This window comes from Chromohalobacter beijerinckii (assembly GCF_023061185.1).
GTDB classification, from domain to species: Bacteria; Pseudomonadota; Gammaproteobacteria; order Pseudomonadales; family Halomonadaceae; genus Chromohalobacter; species Chromohalobacter beijerinckii.
The window spans coordinates 1-17,647 of the sequence record NZ_JAKGAK010000007.1 but is presented as its reverse complement, the minus strand read 5'-3'; the positions used below and the strand labels follow the sequence as shown (position 1 = coordinate 17,647).

14 protein-coding genes are annotated in these 17,647 nt (G+C 63.1%); 6 read left to right on the top strand and 8 right to left on the bottom strand.

Annotated features, from left to right (window positions below; all coding sequences use genetic code 11):
• Positions 1-59 precede the first annotated feature (59 nt).
• The 5 genes from L1075_RS07600 to L1075_RS07580 form a co-directional block, all read right to left on the bottom strand.
• Positions 60-2,903: a valine--tRNA ligase gene (locus L1075_RS07600; protein ID WP_246941239.1), complete on the bottom strand. Its 2,844-nt coding sequence runs from the start codon at positions 2,901-2,903 to the stop codon at positions 60-62.
• Positions 2,904-3,005: 102 nt separating this feature from the next.
• Complete coding sequence (locus L1075_RS07595; protein WP_246894425.1) at positions 3,006-3,446, bottom strand: DNA polymerase III subunit chi; 441 nt, start codon at positions 3,444-3,446, stop codon at positions 3,006-3,008.
• A gap of 97 nt (positions 3,447-3,543) precedes the next feature.
• Positions 3,544-4,284, bottom strand: coding sequence for an SDR family oxidoreductase (locus L1075_RS07590; RefSeq protein ID WP_040243007.1), 741 nt, complete (start codon positions 4,282-4,284; stop codon positions 3,544-3,546).
• 108 nt (positions 4,285-4,392) lie between these two features.
• Positions 4,393-5,493 carry a branched-chain amino acid aminotransferase gene (locus L1075_RS07585; protein ID WP_040243005.1) on the bottom strand — a complete coding sequence of 367 codons (1,101 nt, stop codon included), beginning with the start codon at positions 5,491-5,493 and terminating at the stop codon, positions 4,393-4,395.
• A 121-nt stretch (positions 5,494-5,614) separates the two neighbouring features.
• Entirely contained in the window at positions 5,615-7,138 is a 1,524-nt protein-coding gene (locus L1075_RS07580; protein WP_246941236.1) for a leucyl aminopeptidase, read from the bottom strand.
• 208 nt (positions 7,139-7,346) lie between these two features.
• Between L1075_RS07580 and lptF the strand changes: the two genes are divergently transcribed.
• Positions 7,347-8,429 (top strand): LPS export ABC transporter permease LptF, encoded by a 1,083-nt coding sequence (gene lptF, locus L1075_RS07575; RefSeq protein ID WP_040243003.1) that lies wholly within the window; start codon positions 7,347-7,349, stop codon positions 8,427-8,429.
• Complete coding sequence (lptG, locus tag L1075_RS07570) at positions 8,426-9,490, top strand: LPS export ABC transporter permease LptG (RefSeq protein ID WP_246894422.1); 1,065 nt, start codon at positions 8,426-8,428, stop codon at positions 9,488-9,490. Before lptF ends, lptG begins: the two co-directional genes overlap by 4 nt.
• A 110-nt stretch (positions 9,491-9,600) precedes the next feature.
• Here lptG and L1075_RS07565 read toward each other — a convergent pair whose 3' ends face one another.
• Positions 9,601-10,407, bottom strand: a complete 807-nt coding sequence (locus L1075_RS07565) for a hypothetical protein (protein ID WP_246941234.1) — start codon at positions 10,405-10,407, stop codon at positions 9,601-9,603.
• 272 nt (positions 10,408-10,679) lie between these two features.
• Positions 10,680-11,642: an AraC family transcriptional regulator gene (locus L1075_RS07560; protein ID WP_178999208.1), complete on the bottom strand. Its 963-nt coding sequence runs from the start codon at positions 11,640-11,642 to the stop codon at positions 10,680-10,682.
• A gap of 225 nt (positions 11,643-11,867) precedes the next feature.
• On the opposite strand from L1075_RS07560, the gene exaC reads away from it, so the two are divergent.
• The gene (gene exaC, locus L1075_RS07555) at positions 11,868-13,388 is read left to right on the top strand and encodes an acetaldehyde dehydrogenase ExaC (RefSeq protein ID WP_040242999.1); all 1,521 of its coding nucleotides are present in this window, start codon (positions 11,868-11,870) and stop codon (positions 13,386-13,388) included.
• Positions 13,389-13,521: 133 nt separating this feature from the next.
• Positions 13,522-14,550: an alcohol dehydrogenase AdhP gene (gene adhP / locus L1075_RS07550; RefSeq protein WP_178999209.1), complete on the top strand. Its 1,029-nt coding sequence runs from the start codon at positions 13,522-13,524 to the stop codon at positions 14,548-14,550.
• Positions 14,551-14,679: 129 nt separating this feature from the next.
• On the opposite strand, the gene fabF is transcribed toward adhP, so the two are convergent.
• Positions 14,680-15,945: a beta-ketoacyl-ACP synthase II gene (gene fabF / locus L1075_RS07545; RefSeq protein ID WP_178999210.1), complete on the bottom strand. Its 1,266-nt coding sequence runs from the start codon at positions 15,943-15,945 to the stop codon at positions 14,680-14,682.
• Positions 15,946-16,058: 113 nt separating this feature from the next.
• Here fabF and L1075_RS07540 point away from each other — a divergent pair, with 113 nt between their 5' ends.
• Both L1075_RS07540 and L1075_RS07535 read left to right on the top strand, forming a co-directional pair.
• The gene (locus L1075_RS07540) at positions 16,059-16,706 is read left to right on the top strand and encodes a TetR/AcrR family transcriptional regulator (protein ID WP_040242998.1); all 648 of its coding nucleotides are present in this window, start codon (positions 16,059-16,061) and stop codon (positions 16,704-16,706) included.
• Between the two features lie 743 nt (positions 16,707-17,449).
• Positions 17,450-17,647, top strand: a 198-nt coding sequence (locus L1075_RS07535; protein ID WP_246895658.1) for a hypothetical protein, incomplete at its 3' end; no start/stop codon positions are given.

The window sequence follows — 17,647 nt, the reverse complement described above, 5'->3', positions numbered from 1 at the left end:
GAACCGCATGGGCGTGATTGGCTTGCGCCGGCGTTGTGCCGACATTGTGACAGCGGCGCTCACAGCGCGGCGATCTTGTCGCGTTGCTCGCTGAGGTGCTGACGGCTGGCCTGGGCGTCGGCGAGCTTGGCGCGTTCTTTCTCGACGACGTCGGCGGGGGCCTTGCTGATGAAGCCCTCGTTGCCGAGCTTCTTCTCGATGCCGCCGATGAACTTGTCCTGCTTGTCGATTTCCTTGGCCAGGCGCGCAAGTTCGGTGTTCTTGTCGATCAGCCCCGCCATGGGCACCAGGACTTCCATGTCGCCGACCAGTTGCGTCGCGCACAGGGGAGCCTGGTCGGGGTCGTCGAGCCAGGTGACGCTGTCGAGCTTGGCCAGCTTGGAGAGGAACAGCCGGTTGGCTTCCAGGCGCGCCCGGTCGGTCTCGTCGCCCTTGGTGAGCAGCACCTCGAGCGGCTTGCCGGGGGCGATGTTCATCTCGGCGCGGATGTTGCGCACGGCGACGATCACCCCCTTGAGCCATTCGATATCGCGCGTGGCGTTCTCGTCGATGCGGCTCTGGTCGGCCTTCGGCCAGGGTTGGGCCATGATCGAGTCGTCGCCGCCGGCGTGGGTACCGGCCAGGGGCGCGACACGCTGCCAGATTTCCTCGCTGATGAACGGCATCATCGGGTGCGCCAGCCGCAGGATGGTCTCCAGCACCCTCACCAGCGTGCGGCGTGTGCCGCGCTTGGCGGCGGCGGTGGCGTTGTCGTCCCACAGCACCGGCTTGGAGAGTTCCAGGTACCAGTCGCAATATTCGTTCCAGACGAAGTCGTAGAGCGCCTGCGAGGCGTGGTCGAAGCGGAACTCCTCCATCGCGCGGGTCACCTGCGCCTCGGTCTGCTGCAGGCGCGAGACGATCCAGCGGTCGGCCAGCGACAGCTCCACTTCACCCTCGTGGCCGCAGTCCTCGCCCTCGGCGTTCATCAGCACGTAGCGCGAGGCGTTCCACAGCTTGTTGCAGAAGTTGCGATAGCCGTCCAGGCGGCCCATGTCGAACTTGATGTCGCGCCCGGTGGTCGCCTGCGAGAGGAAGGTAAAGCGCAACGCATCGGTGCCGTGGGGCTCGATGCCTTGCGGGAACTCGTCACGGGTGGCCTTGGCGATGGCCTTGGCCTTCTGCGGCTGCATCATGTTGCCGGTGCGCTTGTCGATCAGCGCGTCTAGGCCGATGCCGTCGATCAGGTCGATGGGGTCGAGCACGTTGCCCTTGGACTTGGACATCTTCTGGCCCTGGCCGTCGCGTACCAGGCCATGCACGTAGACCTTCTTGAAGGGCACCTCGTCGGTGAACTTCAGGGTCATCATGATCATCCGCGCGACCCAGAAGAAGATGATGTCGAAGCCGGTGACCAGCACGCTGGAAGGGTGGAAGGTCTCGAGTTCCGGCGTCTGCTCTGGCCAGCCCAGGGTGCCGAAGGTCCACAGGCCCGAGCTGAACCAGGTATCGAGAACGTCTTCGTCTTGGGTGAGCGCCACATCGTTGGCGAGGCCGTACTTGTCGTGGGCTTCCTCGGCGCTGCGCGCCACGAAGACGTTGCCTTCGGCGTCGTACCAGGCCGGAATGCGATGCCCCCACCACAGTTGGCGCGAGATGCACCAGTCCTGGAGATCGCGCATCCAGGCGAAGTACATGTTCTCGTAGTTCTTGGGCACGAACTCGATGTCGCCGTTCTCCACCGCGGCGATGGCCGGCTTGGCCAGTTCCTCGACGGCCACGAACCACTGGTCGGTCAACAGTGGCTCGATGACGTCGCCGGAGCGGTCGCCATAGGGCAGGGTGTTGTTGACGTTTTCGATCTGTACCAGCAGCCCGGCGGCCTGCATATCGTCGACGATGGCCTGGCGCGCCGCGAAGCGATCGAGCCCGACATAGGCGGACGGCAAGGCGGTGTCGATCTCGCCGAGCGGGCGGCCTTGGATATCGAAGGCTTCGGCGCGGGGCAGGATGCTGGCGTCCAGGGTGAAGACGTTGATCAGCGGCAGTTGCTGACGGCGACCGACCTCGTAGTCGTTGAAGTCGTGGGCGGGGGTGATCTTCACGCAGCCCGAGCCCTTGTCCATGTCGGCATGCTCGTCGGCGACGATCGGAATCCGCCGGCCCACCAGCGGCAGTTCGACGAACTTGCCGATCAGCGAGGCGTAGCGCGGGTCCTCGGGATTGACGGCCACGCCGGTGTCGCCGAGCAGGGTTTCGGGACGTGTGGTGGCGACGATGAGGTGATCCTGACCGTCATCGGTGGTCACGCCGTCGGCCAGTGGATACCGGAAATGCCAGAATTGGCCTTGCTGGTCCTTGTTCTCGACTTCCAGGTCGGAGATCGCGGTATGCAGCGTCGGGTCCCAGTTGACCAGGCGCTTGCCGCGGTAGATCAGGCCCTCGTCGAACAGCCGCACGAAGACTTCCTGCACTGCCTTGTAGAAGCCGTCGTCCATGGTGAAACGCTCGCGGGACCAGTCGACGCTGGCGCCCATGCGGCGCAGCTGCCGGGTGATATGGCCGCCGGATTCGTGCTTCCACTCCCAGATCTTGTCGGTGAAGGCCTCGCGCCCCAGGTCGTGGCGGCTCTTGCCGTCTTCCGCCGCGACCTTGCGTTCCACCAGCATCTGCGTGGCGATGCCGGCGTGGTCGGTGCCCACCTGCCACAGCGTGTTGTATTGCTGCATGCGGCGCCAGCGGATCAGGGTATCCATGATGGTGTCCTGAAAGGCGTGGCCCATGTGCAGGCTGCCGGTCACGTTGGGCGGCGGAATCATGATCGAGTAGGGCTCGCCCTGGCCCGAGGGGGCGAAACGGTTGGCGTCTTCCCAGCGCTGATACCAGCGGGTTTCGATCTGATCGGGTTGGTAGGTCTTGTCCATGGGCGTTGGTCGGCTCTTGAAATACGGTCATCACGGCGCATGGCCGTGGCGAAAAATGCCGACAAGTATAACCCCGTAAGCGGGGTGACGTCATGGCGGCGCTCAGCCCGCGGTGCCGGTGAGGTCGTTGGCTTTGACGGGGTAGCCGCGCTTTTTATAGGTCTGCCAGCAGGCGCGCTTGGCGGTCAGCACGTCCTGATGCTGGTTGATGATCTCGGCGACGCGCTCGAAGCGCGAGAACCACTCGGGAATCTCGGGATGCAGGTTGAGCATCGCCTCCACACCGGGCGCCGGCGGCGTTTCCCAGCCCAGGGTCACGGGCGGCAGGGGATCGACTTCGTCGGCCAGCACCGCGTGGGGCAGGTAGCTTTCGGGCTTGAAGGTCCACAGCCGATCGTCGAGCTCGCGCGCCATGGCTTCGTCCTCGGTGTGAATATGCAGCCGATAGCCCTTGCGGTGGATGGTCTCCGCCAGCCGGCAAGCGAAGTCCAGCCGCGCGCCGAGCGTGGTGTCGGGCAAGATGTAGAAATCGACTTGAGTCATGGGCCCCTTCGGGGAGTCGTAAGTTGTCAGAGCGGCGCTACGCGCCTGGAAGCTGGAAGAAAGACAATCCCGGCGACGCGCAGCCAATCGATGGCGACTAAACGCCGCCGTCGATATCGATCAACGCCCCAGTAGTGAAGCCGGCCTCGGCCAGCCATAGCACGCCGTTGGCGATTTCTTCGGGCTCGCCGATGCGGCCCATGGGAATCACCGAGCCGGCGACATCGGGCTTGTCGGGGTTGCCGCCACTGGCGTGAATGGTGGTGCGAATCACGCCGGGGCGCACGCCGTTGACGCGAATGCCTTCACCGGCGACTTCTTTGGCGAGGCCTTCGGTCATGGTGTCGATGGCGCCCTTGGAGGCGGCGTAATCGACGTATTCGCTGGCACCGCCCAAGTGCGAGGCTGCCGAGCCGACGTTGACGATGGCGCCGCCTTGTCCGCCGTGCTGGGTGGACATGCGCTTGATTGCCTCACGGGCGCAGACGAACGGGCCGGTCACGTTGATGCGCATCATGCGGTCGACACGCTCGAAGCTCATCTCGTCGACGCGGCTGATCTGATCGACGATGCCGGCATTGTTGACCAGCACGTCGAGGCGCCCGAACTCACGGTCGATGGTCTCGAACATGGCGACGATGTCCGCCTCGTTGGCGACATCGGCCTGAATGGTGATAGCGCGTCCGCCTGCCGCTTCGATGTCACTCACGACACCCTCGGCTGATGCCTTGTCGCTGCGATAGTTGATGGCAACGGCATAGCCTGCTTGCGCGGCGTGTTTGGCGGTGGCGGCACCGATGCCACGTCCGGCGCCGGTAATCAGCATCACTTTCGTCATCGTGACCTCCTTGCCGTAAAAACCGGACGACACGGCCGGGCCGTGTCGTCGTATGAGGGACTCTTGTCAGACTGATTCAGCCGAACCGATTCAGTCAGCCTAGACGTCTCAGGCCAGACGCGTCAGCCAGTTGCGTGTGTCCTCGCTGCGCCCGTATTGCAGGTCGAGCAGTTCCTTGCGCAGGCGTTTGCCGACTTCGCCGCCGCTATCCGCCTTGAGACGGATGCCCTCGTCTTCGCTGCGCAGCTCGCCGACGGGAGTGATGACGGCGGCGGTGCCGCAGGCGAAGACCTCGGTAATCTCGCCGGACGCCGCACCGGCACGCCACTCGTCGATACTGATGTGGCGTTCCTCGGGCGTCAGGCCCTGATCCCGGGCGAGTTCCAGGATGGAGTCACGGGTGACGCCTTCGAGGATGGTGCCGGTCAACTTGGGCGTGACGATGCGCCCGTCCTTGTAGACGAAAAACAGGTTCATGCCGCCGAGTTCCTCGATCCACTTGTTCTCGGCGGCGTCGAGGAAGGCGACCTGGGCGCAGTCGTGCGCTTCGGCTTCTTTCTGGGCTGCCAACGAGGCGGCGTAGTTGCCTCCGCACTTGGCATAACCCGTACCGCCGGATGCGGCCCGCTTGTAATGCGAGGACAGCCAGATGGAGACCGGATTCACCCCACCCTTGAAGTACGCCGCCGCCGGCGAGGCGATGACGTAGTAATCGACCTCTTTGGAGGGCCGCACGCCGAGGAAGGTCTCGCTGGCGATCATGAACGGACGCAGGTAAAGGCTCGACTCCTCGGCGGCGCTGGCTGGCGTCGGTACCCAGACATTGTCCTGAGAGAGCAGTGCCTTGAGCGAGCCGATGAAGTCCTCGTCGGAGAGCTCGGGCAGTGCCAGGCGCCGCGCGGAAGCGCGGAAACGCTCGGCGTTCTTCTCGGGACGGAAGGTCCATACCGAACCGTCGGCATGGCGGTAGGCCTTGATGCCCTCGAAGATTTCCTGAGCGTAATGCAACACCGCCGCTGCCGGGTCCAGCGTCAACGGCCCGTAGGGGCGGACTTCGTGGCCATGCCAGCCGACATCGCTCGTCCAGCGGATATGAGCCATGTGATCGCTGAAATGACGACCGAAACCGGGGTTCTCGAGAATCGTCTCGCGCAGGGCGGCATCCTTGGGATGCGCGTTAGGCCGTATATCGAAGCCTGAAGGGGTCACTGAAGTTCTCCGTCAAATCTGGCGCTCGGTCGGATGCCGAGAATGGCACAGGCGCGTCGGATGAGGAAAGGCCGGCGCGCCTGCTACTTACGTTAGCATGCAAATTGTTTGCTGCGAAGGGTCACTCGACGCTGGGACGCGTCTCGTTGGCCTCGGTTTCGCGGTCGAGCAAGTATTGGGTCAACAGGCCCACGGGGCGGCCACTGGCGCCTTTCTTTTCACCCGAACTCCAGGCGGTGCCGGCGATATCCAGGTGCGCCCAAGGATAGGCATCGGCGAAACGCGACAAGAAGCAGGCCGCGGTGATGGTGCCGGCTGGGCGACCGCCGATGTGGGCCAAGTCGGCGAAGTTGGAATCGAGCTGGCTCTGGTACTCGTCCCACAAGGGCAGGTGCCAGGCGCGGTCCCAGGCATTCTCGCCGGCGTCGAGCAGGTCCAGTGCGAGATCGTCGTCGTTGGACAGTAGCCCCGAGGCATGATGGCCCAGCGCGATGATCGCAGCGCCGGTCAGAGTGGCGATATCCACCGCGCTGGCGGGCTTGAAGCGCTCGACGTAGCTCAGCGCGTCGCACAGCACCATGCGCCCTTCGGCGTCGGTGTTGAGGACTTCGACGTTGAGCCCCTTGAGGGTCTTGACGATGTCGCCGGGCTTGAAGGCGCGGCCATCGGGCATGTTCTCGGCGCTTGCCACCACGCCGATGATATTGATCTTGGGCTTGAGCGCGAGCACCGTCTTCATGGTACCGAAGACGCTGGCGGCGCCGCACATGTCGAACTTCATCTCGTCCATGCCGGCCCCGGGTTTGAGCGAGATGCCGCCGGAATCGAAGGTGATGCCCTTGCCGACGAGGACGTGCGGGGCTTCGTCCGGGTCCTCGGCGCCGCGATACTGCATGATGATCAGGCGCGAGGGTTCTTCGCTGCCCTGACCGACAGAGAGCAGGGCGTTCGCGCCCAGCGCTTGCAAAGCCTCTTCGTCGAGGATCTCGACGTTCAGCGCGCCGTCGGCGTCTGCTGCCAATGTTTGCGCCTGCTCGGCGAGGTAACGCGGCGTGCAGACATTGCTGGGCAAGTTGCCCAGGGTACGCGTCAGCGAGACCCCTTCGCCGACGGCGGAACCGATGCGCGCGCCTAGCTCGGCCTGAGGCGTTTCGTCCTGGTCGCTGACCAGCAGCGTCAGGCTCTTGAGGCGCGGTGCGGGGGCCGGCTGCGACTTGAAGTCGTCGAAGCGGTAGCAGGCACGATGCGCGGCTTCCAGTGTGACGCGCGCCTTCCAGGCGGTGTCGCGTTCGCCGATCGGCACGTCGGTGAAGGCGGCAGCCACGTCATCGAGCGGCAGCTTGACGATGGTGGCGAAGGCGGCATCGAGGGCCTTGATGAGTTGGCCTTCGCCACACTTGGCGCGCTCGCCGAGGCCGACGAGCAGCAGACGCTCGGCACCGAGCCCCGGCGCGAAGGGAATCAATTGCACATTGCCGAGGCTGGGGTCGAAGTCGCCCCGGTCGAGAAGCTGGCCGATCAGGCGTTCACTGGCGTCGTCGAGCTTGTCCGCCGCCGGCAGCAGGTCCCCATCCTTGAAGACGGGCACGATCAGGCATGCCGTTTCGACCTTGGCCGGGTTGACGTTGGTTACGGGGGATTCCATGAAGTCTCCACACGACTGAGCTGACATGACTTGTCTCGTGGCGAGACAAGTGTCCGGGTATTCTGGATAATGCCGACAAGGATGCCGGCGCTGAACGTACTCCAGTGTACGCAAAGCCGGAACGCAATGCATGGGGAGGGTGGTCGAAGGCTGCATTGGGCCCGCAAGGGGCCGTCGTGGACCAGGGAACCGACCCGGGAGAAGACGCTTGATCGTATTCCGCTATTTGACGCGCGAGATCCTCGCCACCATGGCTGCCGTGGCCGGCGTGCTATTGCTGGTGATCATGGGCAGTCGCTTCATTCGCTATTTTGGCGATGCCGCGCAAGGGGATATTCCTGCCAACATTCTCGGCACCTTGATGCTTTTTCATCTGCCCGGGTTCATGGAGCTGGTGCTGCCGCTGTCGTTTTTTCTCGGCATTCTGCTGGCGTTCGGTCAGCTTTATCTCAATAGCGAGATCACGGTGCTGGTGGCTTGTGGCATCAGCCCCAACCGGCTGTTGCGGGTGACGCTATGGCCGGCAGTGCTGGTGGCCATACTGGTGGCGGTGTGCAGCCTGTGGCTGACCCCGAGCGGTGCCCGCCACAACGAGATGGTGCTCGAGGAACAGAAAAGCCGGCTCGATTTCTCGGTGCTGCAACCGGGGCGTTTCCAGGAGTTCGGCAGCGGGCGCACCGCCTATACCGAAAGCCTCAACGATGACCGCTCGCGCATGGAAAGCGTCTTCATCAGCGAGCGCCAGCCACGCAACGATGGCACGCCGGAGACGGTGGTCACCCGCGCCGAAGGTGGCTATCAGACGGTTGACGAGGATACCGGCAGCCGCTTTTTGGTGTTGACCGATGGCGAGCGTTACAGCGTCGAGCCAGGAAATAACGTCGCCGAGCGGTTGCAGTTCGACACCTATGCGGTGCGCCTATCGCGCGCCAGCGAGCGAGTCGATCTCGATGCCGCCGAGCTGACCTCGACCCCGCAGCTCATCGAGCGCGGCGATAACGAAGCCTGGGCCAATCTGCAGTGGCGGCTATCGATGCCCTTGATGGTGCCGATCCTTACCTTGCTGGCGCTGCCGCTGTCGCGCGTCAATCCGCGCCAGGGGCGTTTCGCCAAGCTGATGCCGGCGATTTTCCTGCACATCAGTTACTTGAGTTTATTGTTGGCGGCACAGGATGCTATCTCGCGTGGCTCGCTGGCGCCCTCCATCGGCATGTGGCCGATCCACCTGGGATACCTGCTGTTGGGAGTCTGGATGACACGCCGTGATCAGCGCCGAGGGGGCCGCACATGATTTTCGACCGTTTCGATCGCTACATCGCGCGCAATGTGCTGGCGGCCATGCTGGTCGTGCAGGTCATGATCCTGGGGCTGGATCTGGTCATTTCCTATATCAACGACCTCGGTGACGTCGAGGGTAACTACGGCGCGCTGGACGTCTTCGTTTATCTGCTGATGCGCCTGCCGTGGCGGTTTTATCAGTATGCGCCGGTAGGCGTGTTGATCGGCGCCTTGATTGGCCTGGGCAGCATGGCATCGAGCAACGAGCTGACGGTGATGCGCGCCTCCGGGCGTTCGCTGGCCCGCATTCTATGGGGCGCCATGAAGCCGTTGGGCTTGGTGATCATCCTGACCATGGCGGTCAGCGAATGGGTCAGCCCGGTGACCGAGCAATACGCAGAGGCCTGGCGTCTGGAACAACTCGAAGGCGAGGGCGCGATTCTCTCCGAGCGTGGCGGTTGGCAGCGCGAGGGCGATGACTTCTATCGCTTCGGCACCATCCGCGCGGATGATGTGGTCATCGATGTCACGCGCTATCACTTCGACGGCAACCGCTTGGTGAGTGCCGAGCATGCCGACCGCGCGATCTGGGAAGACGGTAGCTGGCAATGGCAAAACATCGAGGAAACGCGTTTCGAGGGCGGCCAGACCGTCGTCGACACCACTGACAAGCGTACCTGGGAGACCACGTTTACCCCCGAACAGCTCAATCGCTTGTTGCGTCCGTTGGATAGCCAGTCGCCCAGCGACTTGTGGCGTTACGCCAGTTACCTGGGCAACCAGGGGCTCGAGGCCACGCAGCCGCTATTGTACTTCTGGCAGAAAATGCTGCTGCCTTTCACCCTGGCGGGCCTGATGCTGGTGGCTGCCTCCTTCGTGTTCGGCCCGTTGCGCACCGTGGCCGCCGGTACGCGAGTGTTCTACGGCATCATCGTCGGTGTCTCGTTCAAGTACCTGCAGGACCTGCTGGCGCCGGCGTCGATGTTGTTCGGCTTCTCGCCGGTGTTCGCGGTGCTCGTACCCACTGTGGCCTGCTATGTGCTGGGCATCGTATTGCTCAGACGCACCGGCTGACGGAAACGACACGCAGGCCCCAACGCATCGCCCCCGGCGCCGTAAATTCGGCACCGGGGGCGTTTTCGTTCATTGACGCGCGTGTCGCACAGGCCGCTTTCGTAAAAAGCCTAGTCGGCGAGCGCGCGATCCAGGCGTGTGAGGATGGTGTCGACCTGGCGTGCCGGAACCACCAGAGCGTCGTCCAACGACGCCAGCGTCTCGATGCGGTGCGGTAGTTGCGTGATCGCCAGCCCCATGCCCTCGTGGCATTCCCCATGTTGATAACGCACGAAGGAAAGCTCTCCGAGGGCGTCGCGGCCACCGAGATCGAGGCGCGCCAGCTTGCTGAAAGCATCGACGCTATCGAACACCGGTGCGCGTGTCAGCGGTAGATGGGTCAAGTGCCAGGCCAGCCAGCCGTCGCCGAGGCGCTCGGCATCGTCGCGCAGGGCGCGAAACCAGAGCTGAACCTGTTCGAGGCGATAGCGTGCCCATGCGGGCTTATCCATCCACAGCACGTCGGTGCTCTGGGTCGTGGCGGCATCGAGCTGGCCGGGCATGTACACCCATGACTCGGTGAGCTGTGCCAAGCCGGTGGGCAGTGGTTCCTCGAGCATGCGCTCGCCGAGCGAGTCCAGCGCCGAGTCGAGCTGGCTGGGCGCTTCCGAGTAGCCAACGTTATAGCGCCACACGCGTCCGGAAATCTCTTGAGTGACGATATGGTCTTCGTCGAGTGCCATATGGCTCATCAGGTCGCGAGCCTCGAGCGATGCATCCGCGAGGCCGGCGCGGCGCGCTTCTATGCACAGGCGCTTGAGCATCGGGTTGAGTGGCAGGCGGTGGTAGTCGCCGTAGCACTGGCCGTCTTCCTGAAAGGGAGTGAGGTCGAGGTGCAATCGCGGAGCGTCGCCGCTTTCGGCGTGACGTAATGTCATGATGTCTCTCTTGTGAACACTAGGCATTGTCTATGTGCATCGCGGCGCGATGCAGGAAATGCCTACCCCGGTCACGAATTCCGCGTGACACTCATATTGCCTAGTACTTATGGCTTAGTACTATGAACGTGCATCACGAGGAATTCTTGCCTTGCGCGGGTAGAATAAAATTTCGTTATCTACTTTATCGGATTGACGCTGAAATGCAAGCACACTCCTTGAGGAGGCGCTGATAGAAGATGCGTTTTAAGCGTCTTTGGGGCGCCGCGCGCTCAGGCGATGAGTAGACGGCGATAGTCGCCCGGTGTGAGCCCATAGGCTGCCTTGAAGCGCCGCGTGAAGTGGCTGAGGCTGCGATAGCCCAGCGAGTAGCAGATTTCGGTGATGGGGGCGTCGGCCTCGCGCAGCCACTGCCGGGCGCGTGCCAGGCGCAGGCGCTGCTGGTACTCGCCGGGGGTATAGCCGACCTCGCGCTGAAACAGCCGGTACAGGCGCGCTTTGCTCATGCAGGCCTCGCGGGCCAATTGCGCCCCATCCAGAGGCAGCTCGGGGTGGCGTTCCAGCCAGGAAAGCGCCGCCGCGAGCCCGTGACGCGGCGGCGCCTGGCGGGCGTCGGCGAGCAGCAACTCACGCGATTGGGTCCGCAGCAAACGTACGATCAACTCGTCGATGCCCAGCCCGATCAGCGCGTCGCGGTCGGGGTGATTCTCGCGGAAGAGCCCCATCAAGCGTTCGATAAGCGCCTGGGTGGTTGGACTGTGCGGTACGTGCAGTGCCTGGGGATGATAGTGCCACTCGCCGAGCTCCCGCTCGCGTGGCTGGGTCTGGTTGAGGCGTTCGCTAAGGGCGTGAATGCGCGCGGGATCGAGATCGATGGTCAGGCAGGTAGTGGGCGCATCGGGGTGCGCATCGGGGAAGTCGATGCGCACTTCCTGGTGCGGCGCCAGTACGAAGCTCTCGCCTGGCAAGAAAGTTTCCGGTCCTTCGGTGGCGCCATTCATGACCTTGCGCCCTTGCAGCATGCCGCAGTAGAGCACCCGCTCGGCGCTCAGGGCGACATCCTGCGCGGGCCACCAGGTGTCGTAGATCGAAAGCTCCGCATGCGGGCCGGCATAACAGATGCGATTCTCGATCAAGCGCCGTGTGCGGGGCGTGTCCGCCAGTTGCTCGAGCGCGCTGGCGTTGTCCACTTGGGATGCCCGGGAGCGCGAATCGGGAGGCGTGACAGCGTGCATGGCGAACTCCTCAGCGGTACCGACGGTATGGGCGTGGATGACGCCCGTTACCTTGCAGTGTAGGCAAATTCAGTATCTGAGACTGGCAGACAAACGTCGGAGACTGGCAGGCAAACCGACGCCTGGCTGACAGGCCATGCTGAGGGCGATGCGTACTCATTTTCCAAGGGGCAGGGTCGCACACCAGACGATTCGCCCCGGCGCATTCACCCAAGGAGACACGCCATGATTCATGCACGTCCCGGCACCCCGGGTGCCGTCGTCGACTTCAAGTCGCGTTACGAGAATTTCATCGGCGGCGAGTGGGTGGCGCCCGCTGATGGTCGCTATCTGGACAACATCACCCCGGTCACCGGTGAAGTCTTCTGTCAGGTGCCGCGTTCATCGGCAGCGGATATCGACCGTGCGGTGAAGGCGGCACAGAAAGCCGCTCCGGCCTGGGGCAAGATGCCACCCGCCGAGCGCGCCAAGGTGCTGCTCCAGATCGCTGACCGTGTCGAGCAGAACATCGACAAGCTCGCCGTGGCCGAAACCTGGGACAACGGCAAGCCGATCCGCGAAACCAGCGGTGCCGACATCCCGTTGGTGGCGGATCACTTCCGCTATTTCGCCGGTTGCTTGCGTGCCCAGGAAGGCACCATCAGCGAAGTCGATGAGAACACCGTCGCTTATCACTACCACGAGCCCTACGGCGTGGTGGGCCAGATCATTCCCTGGAACTTCCCCATCCTCATGGCGACCTGGAAGCTGGCGCCCGCGCTTGCTGCCGGCAACTGCTCGGTGCTCAAGCCGGCCGAGCAGACCCCGGCCTCGATCAACATCTTCCTCGAACTCATCGCCGACCTGGTGCCGCCGGGCGTGATCAACGTCGTGCATGGCCTCGGTGAAGAAGCCGGCGAGGCGCTGACCACGCATGAAGGTGTCGCCAAGATCGCCTTCACCGGTTCCACGCCGGTAGGCAGCCATATCATGGCCAATGCCGCCAAGCGCATCGTCCCGGCCACGCTGGAACTGGGCGGCAAGTCGCCCAACGTCTACTTCGAGGACGTGCTCTCGCATGGCGACGCCTTCGCCGAGAAGTGCATCGAAGGCCTGCTGATGACCTTCTTCAACCAGGGCGAAGTGTGTACTTGCCCCTCCCGCGCGCTGGTCCACGAGTCGATCTACGACGAGTTCATGGCCCGCGCCATCGAACGCGCCAAGACCATCCGCCAGGGCGATCCGCTGGACACCGAAACGCAGATCGGCGCGCAAGTCTCCAAGGAGCAGTACGACAAGATCCTCTCGTACATGGACATCGGCCGCGAGGAGGGCGCCGAATGCCTGCTGGGCGGCGGCAAGACCACGCTCGAGGGCGAGCTGGCCGGTGGTTTCTACGTGCAGCCCACCATTCTCAAGGGCCGCAACGACATGCGCGTCTTCCAGGAGGAAATCTTCGGCCCCACGCTTGCCATCACCACCTTCCGTGACGAAGAAGAAGCGCTGGCCATCGCCAACGATACCGAGTTTGGCCTGGGCGCCGGGGTCTGGACCCGCGACATGAACCGCGCCTACCGCATGGGCCGGGGCATTCAAGCCGGACGCGTGTGGACCAACTGCTACCACCAATACCCCGCGCACGCCGCCTTCGGTGGCTACAAGAAATCAGGCATCGGCCGTGAGACCCACAAACTTATGCTCGACCACTACCAGCAAGTGAAGTGTGTGCTGGTCTCCTACAGCGACGACCCGATGGGGCTTTATTGAGCCTGGGCCGTTCGGGGCACTGCCCCGAACGGCATTCCCGTTTCATCAATAGTGGAGTCACCGCTCCATCACGGCTTCGGCGCACTCAAAGGCGCGCAGCGTTCGGCTGCCCGCCAACCGAGGAGAAATGACAATGGACAAGACGATGAAAGCTGCCGTGGTACGCCAGTTCGGCGAACCGCTGGCGCTCGAGGAGGTCGCGACCCCGCGACCGCAGCAGGGTGAGATCCTGGTCAAGATAGCCGCCTCGGGCGTGTGCCACACTGATCTGCATGCCGCCCACGGCGACTGGCCAGTCAAGCCCAGCCCACCCTTCATACCCGGTCACGAGGGCGTCGGCCATATCGTGGCGGTGGGCGAGGGGGTCAAGCACGTCAAGGAGGGTGACCGTGTCGGCGTGCCGTGGCTCTATTCTACCTGCGGCCATTGCGAACACTGTCTAGGGGGCTGGGAGACCCTGTGCGAGTCACAGCAGAACACCGGCTACTCGGTGAACGGCGGTTTCGCCGACTACACCCTGGCCGATGCCGGCTACGTGGGGCGGCTGCCCGACAACGTCGACTTCCTGGAGATCGCGCCGGTGCTGTGTGCCGGCGTGACGGTCTACAAGGGACTCAAGATGACCGATGCCCGTCCTGGCCAGTGGGTGGTGATCTCGGGTATCGGCGGTCTCGGTCACATGGCGGTGCAATATGCCAAGGCCATGGGCTTTAACGTGGCCGCGGTGGATATCGACGACGGCAAGCTGGCGCTGGCCGAGCGCCTGGGGGCCACCGTTGTCGTCAATGCCTTGAAGGCCGATCCGGCCGAGACCCTCAAACGCGAGGTCGGCGGTGCTCATGGCGCGCTGGTCACCGCGGTGTCACCCAAGGCCTTCGATCAGGCCCAACGCATGCTGCGTCGCGGAGGCACCCTGGTGCTCAATGGCCTGCCGCCGGGCGACTTCCCGTTGCCGATCTTCGATACGGTGCTCAACGGCATCACCGTACGCGGCTCCATCGTCGGCACTCGACAAGACCTTCAGGAAGCGGTCGATTTCGCCGGTGAAGGCAAGGTCGAGGCCACCATCGCCACCGAGAAGCTGGAAAATATCAACGACGTCTTCCAGCGCATGATCGATGGCAAGATCGAAGGGCGGATCGTGTTGGACATGACGGGCTGAGCCGCCATGCCTTCGCTTCCACGTACTGAGTCGCGTCCGACTCATGCTTTGCCGCTTCCCCGGAAGCGGCATTTTTGTGGGTGATGGCTGAGCCTGATCCGAAGTGCCTGGACCGAGTCCGAAAAGCGCTCAGGCCTTGCTGACGATCAGCGCGGCATTCACCCCACCGAAGCCGAACCCATTGCAAAGCACGTGCCGGCAGCGGTGCTCGCGTGCCTCGCCCGAGACGAAGTTCAGATCGCTCAGGTCCGCGTCGACGTGTTCCAGATTCAGGGTCGGGGGCAGGCGATCCTGGATGGCCGCCAGGGCCGAGAAGATGCTCTCTACGCCGCCGGCGGCGCCGAGCAGGTGGCCGGTGGCCGACTTGGTGGCGGAGATCGGAATGCCGGGCAGAGCGTCACCAAACGCATTGCGTAATGATGCGATCTCCGCCCGGTCGCCGACCGGCGTCGAGGTGGCGTGGGCGTTGATGTGATCGATGGCCTCGGGTGCGAGCCCCGCCATCCTCAGCGCGGCCCGAATGGCCGCCGCGGCACCGGCGCCATCTTCCGGCCCGGCCGTGATGTGGTGAGCGTCCGCGCTGGTGCCATAGCCGCTGAGAAAAGCCAGTGGCGTCGCCCCGCGCGCCTCGGCGTGGGCCAGGGTCTCGATCACCAATAACCCCGCGCCTTCGCCCATGACGAAGCCGTTGCGGGCCTGATCGAAAGGACGCGATGCCTTGGCGGGCGCCTCCTGCTCGGTGGAGAGCGCCTTCATGGCATGGAAGCTGGCCAGCGAGAGCGGGTCGATACAGGCCTCGGCGCCACCCACCAGGGCCACCTCAGCCTCGCCGCTGCGGATCAGGCGCATGCCGTCACCGATGGCCTGCACACCCGCCGCGCAGGCCGTGACCGGGCAGCCCAACGGCCCGCGTAAACCATAGCGAATCGACACATTGCCCGCCGCCAAGTTGGCCAAAAAGGCCGGCACGGTAAACGGCGAGAGTCGGCGATGGCCGCGCGTCGTGAGCGTGTTCTGCGCCTGGGTGATGGTCGGGAAGCCACCGATGCCGGAGCCCACGATGGTGGCGGTTGCCAGCCGGTCCTCATCGCTCGAGGGGAACCAGTTCGCCTGGGTCAGCGCCTCGTCGGCGGCGGCCATGGCATAGAGGCTGAACAGCTCCATCTTGCGGCGTTCCTTGGCATCGGCCACGCGGTCGGGGTCGAAGCCCGCCTCTGGGTCGCTCTCCATGCCGGGAACCGAGCCCGCGACCTTGATCGGCAGCTCGCCGGTCTCGAAGCGCGTGATCGAGGAAACGCCGGAGCGGCCCGCCAGAAGGCGCTCCCAACTGGCATTGACGCCGCAACCAAGGGGACTGACCATGCCCATGCCGGTGATAACGAGCGGTGATGACATGCGAGTGTCCTGAACTGTTGGAATTTACGCCACGCTAGCACCGGGCTTGATATGATCAAGATAATATTCAGCGTGTATTCAGCACCTATTCTGAGTAGCAGCGTGAGGTCGCCATGTCCGACTCGACGAATCGCAAGGCCAGATCGCGCGAGCGAATCCTTAAATCGGCCGTTGAACTGTTCAGCCGCCAAGGATTCGAGAAGGTCTCCATCGGCCAGATCATGAAACTGGCCAAGATGACCCACGGCGCCTTCTATGCCCACTTCGCCTCCAAAGAAGCGCTCTACCACGCCTCGGTGCGAGACACCCTGGAAAGCAGTCGCGCGGCCAGGTTGGTCAAGGGGCCGCTTTCGGTGAAGCACCTCACGGAGTTGGTCTCCAACTGCTGGAATCTCCAGGAGCTGGAACGCAAGCACCAGCCCGGGCCGGAGACCGTGCTGTTCAACGAGATCGGCAACGAGAACGCCGAGATCCGCACGCTCTTCGAAGCCTCCTATCTGCGCATGAAGAAGATGCTGGAAACCCGCCTCATCGCTCTCAGCCGCCTCAAAAAACTCCCCTTCGAACCCGACCGCGACGTCATCGCCGACAAGTCCCGCGTCATTCTCGCCTCCCTGGTGGGCGCCGTGGCCCTTGCCAAGAGCCTGCCTGGCGAGCAAGAACGCCAGCACATCCTCGAAGCCGCCCAGCGCAACATCCTGCAGATGCTCGGCGTCGACCAGGACGAACTGGACAGCATGCTGGGCGACGTCAGCCAGTAGCTCTAGTACCCCCAGCGTGAAATGTTTTCCCCCAAGCTTTGTCTGAAAAATCGGCGAGCGATGGCTAGACAAGGCAAAAATCGGTGAGAAAGCAGAGTTTACACGGTGTAAATGAGCATTTTGAGGCGATTTTTAACGCCGTATAGGCGAGCGCAGGCATTTTTCAGGCAAAGCGTAATGCTTTCGTGGGCATTGCTCTCCACGTAACGGCTAGTTACGGTACAGCAAAGGCTACTTAAGAAAGCCGGTGATAAATCATGATGATGGGACTACCGCATGGATGACAGTCGCTCATCGCCGCATGCACAGGTAGGGGCGGTAGCGTTTCTGAAGGTTCTGGCCCTCATTTCGATATATCCCCCACTCCTATAAAGCTTTTCCCAGTACATGCCGATAGAGGAAACAAGAGCTTCCAGGGCCTGATGCCGCGTGACCACAGAAACGAATGAAGTAACGTAGCCAGTAGGCAGGCGATCTGCGCGGCGCATGGGCGGTAACCCCTCACTCTTAGCTCCAACCAAGTTTGCAAGCGTACGAATCCTGCATAACGCGCCGAATTGTTCTAAGTATGATTAAAAATAAAAGGGTTAGGTGCGAAATGGTGGGGCTGGATAAGATTATTGAGTGCGCGCGCTCGTTCAAGGGGCAAAACAAGCGTGCTATCTAATACCTGTTAGGTGCGTCTCACCCACGCCACTAGCAGACATACATGGGTGCAGCAACGAAATGAATGGAGAGCTAAAATGAGTGAAGCCGTTTCTACGGAAAACAGTAGCACGCCAAGCGTGAGCGAAGCCTGGAAGAAAAAGTTCGATATCCTCCAAAGGATTGGTGCGGACGAACAATTCATCTATAAAGCTATGGGGTCTGCTGAATACAAAGATCTTAGTTTCAGAGAGAGGAGTAAGGTTTCATTCAACATATTGGCGTTTTTGTTCGGC

Excerpts from the sequence above, each read along its gene's own strand:
- lptG (WP_246894422.1), top strand. The coding sequence starts at position 8,426 with ATGATTTTCGACCGTTTCGATCGCTACATCGCGCGCAATGTGCTGGCG.
- L1075_RS07560 (WP_178999208.1), bottom strand. The coding sequence starts at position 11,642 with ATGCACGCTGTCACGCCTCCCGATTCGCGCTCCCGGGCATCCCAAGTG.
- fabF (WP_178999210.1), bottom strand. The coding sequence starts at position 15,945 with ATGTCATCACCGCTCGTTATCACCGGCATGGGCATGGTCAGTCCCCTT.
- L1075_RS07600 (WP_246941239.1), bottom strand. The coding sequence starts at position 2,903 with ATGGACAAGACCTACCAACCCGATCAGATCGAAACCCGCTGGTATCAG.
- exaC (WP_040242999.1), top strand. The coding sequence starts at position 11,868 with ATGATTCATGCACGTCCCGGCACCCCGGGTGCCGTCGTCGACTTCAAG.
- L1075_RS07595 (WP_246894425.1), bottom strand. The coding sequence starts at position 3,446 with ATGACTCAAGTCGATTTCTACATCTTGCCCGACACCACGCTCGGCGCG.
- L1075_RS07540 (WP_040242998.1), top strand. The coding sequence starts at position 16,059 with ATGTCCGACTCGACGAATCGCAAGGCCAGATCGCGCGAGCGAATCCTT.
- L1075_RS07580 (WP_246941236.1), bottom strand. The coding sequence starts at position 7,138 with ATGGAATCCCCCGTAACCAACGTCAACCCGGCCAAGGTCGAAACGGCA.
- L1075_RS07590 (WP_040243007.1), bottom strand. The coding sequence starts at position 4,284 with ATGACGAAAGTGATGCTGATTACCGGCGCCGGACGTGGCATCGGTGCC.
- L1075_RS07565 (WP_246941234.1), bottom strand. The coding sequence starts at position 10,407 with ATGACATTACGTCACGCCGAAAGCGGCGACGCTCCGCGATTGCACCTC.
- adhP (WP_178999209.1), top strand. The coding sequence starts at position 13,522 with ATGGACAAGACGATGAAAGCTGCCGTGGTACGCCAGTTCGGCGAACCG.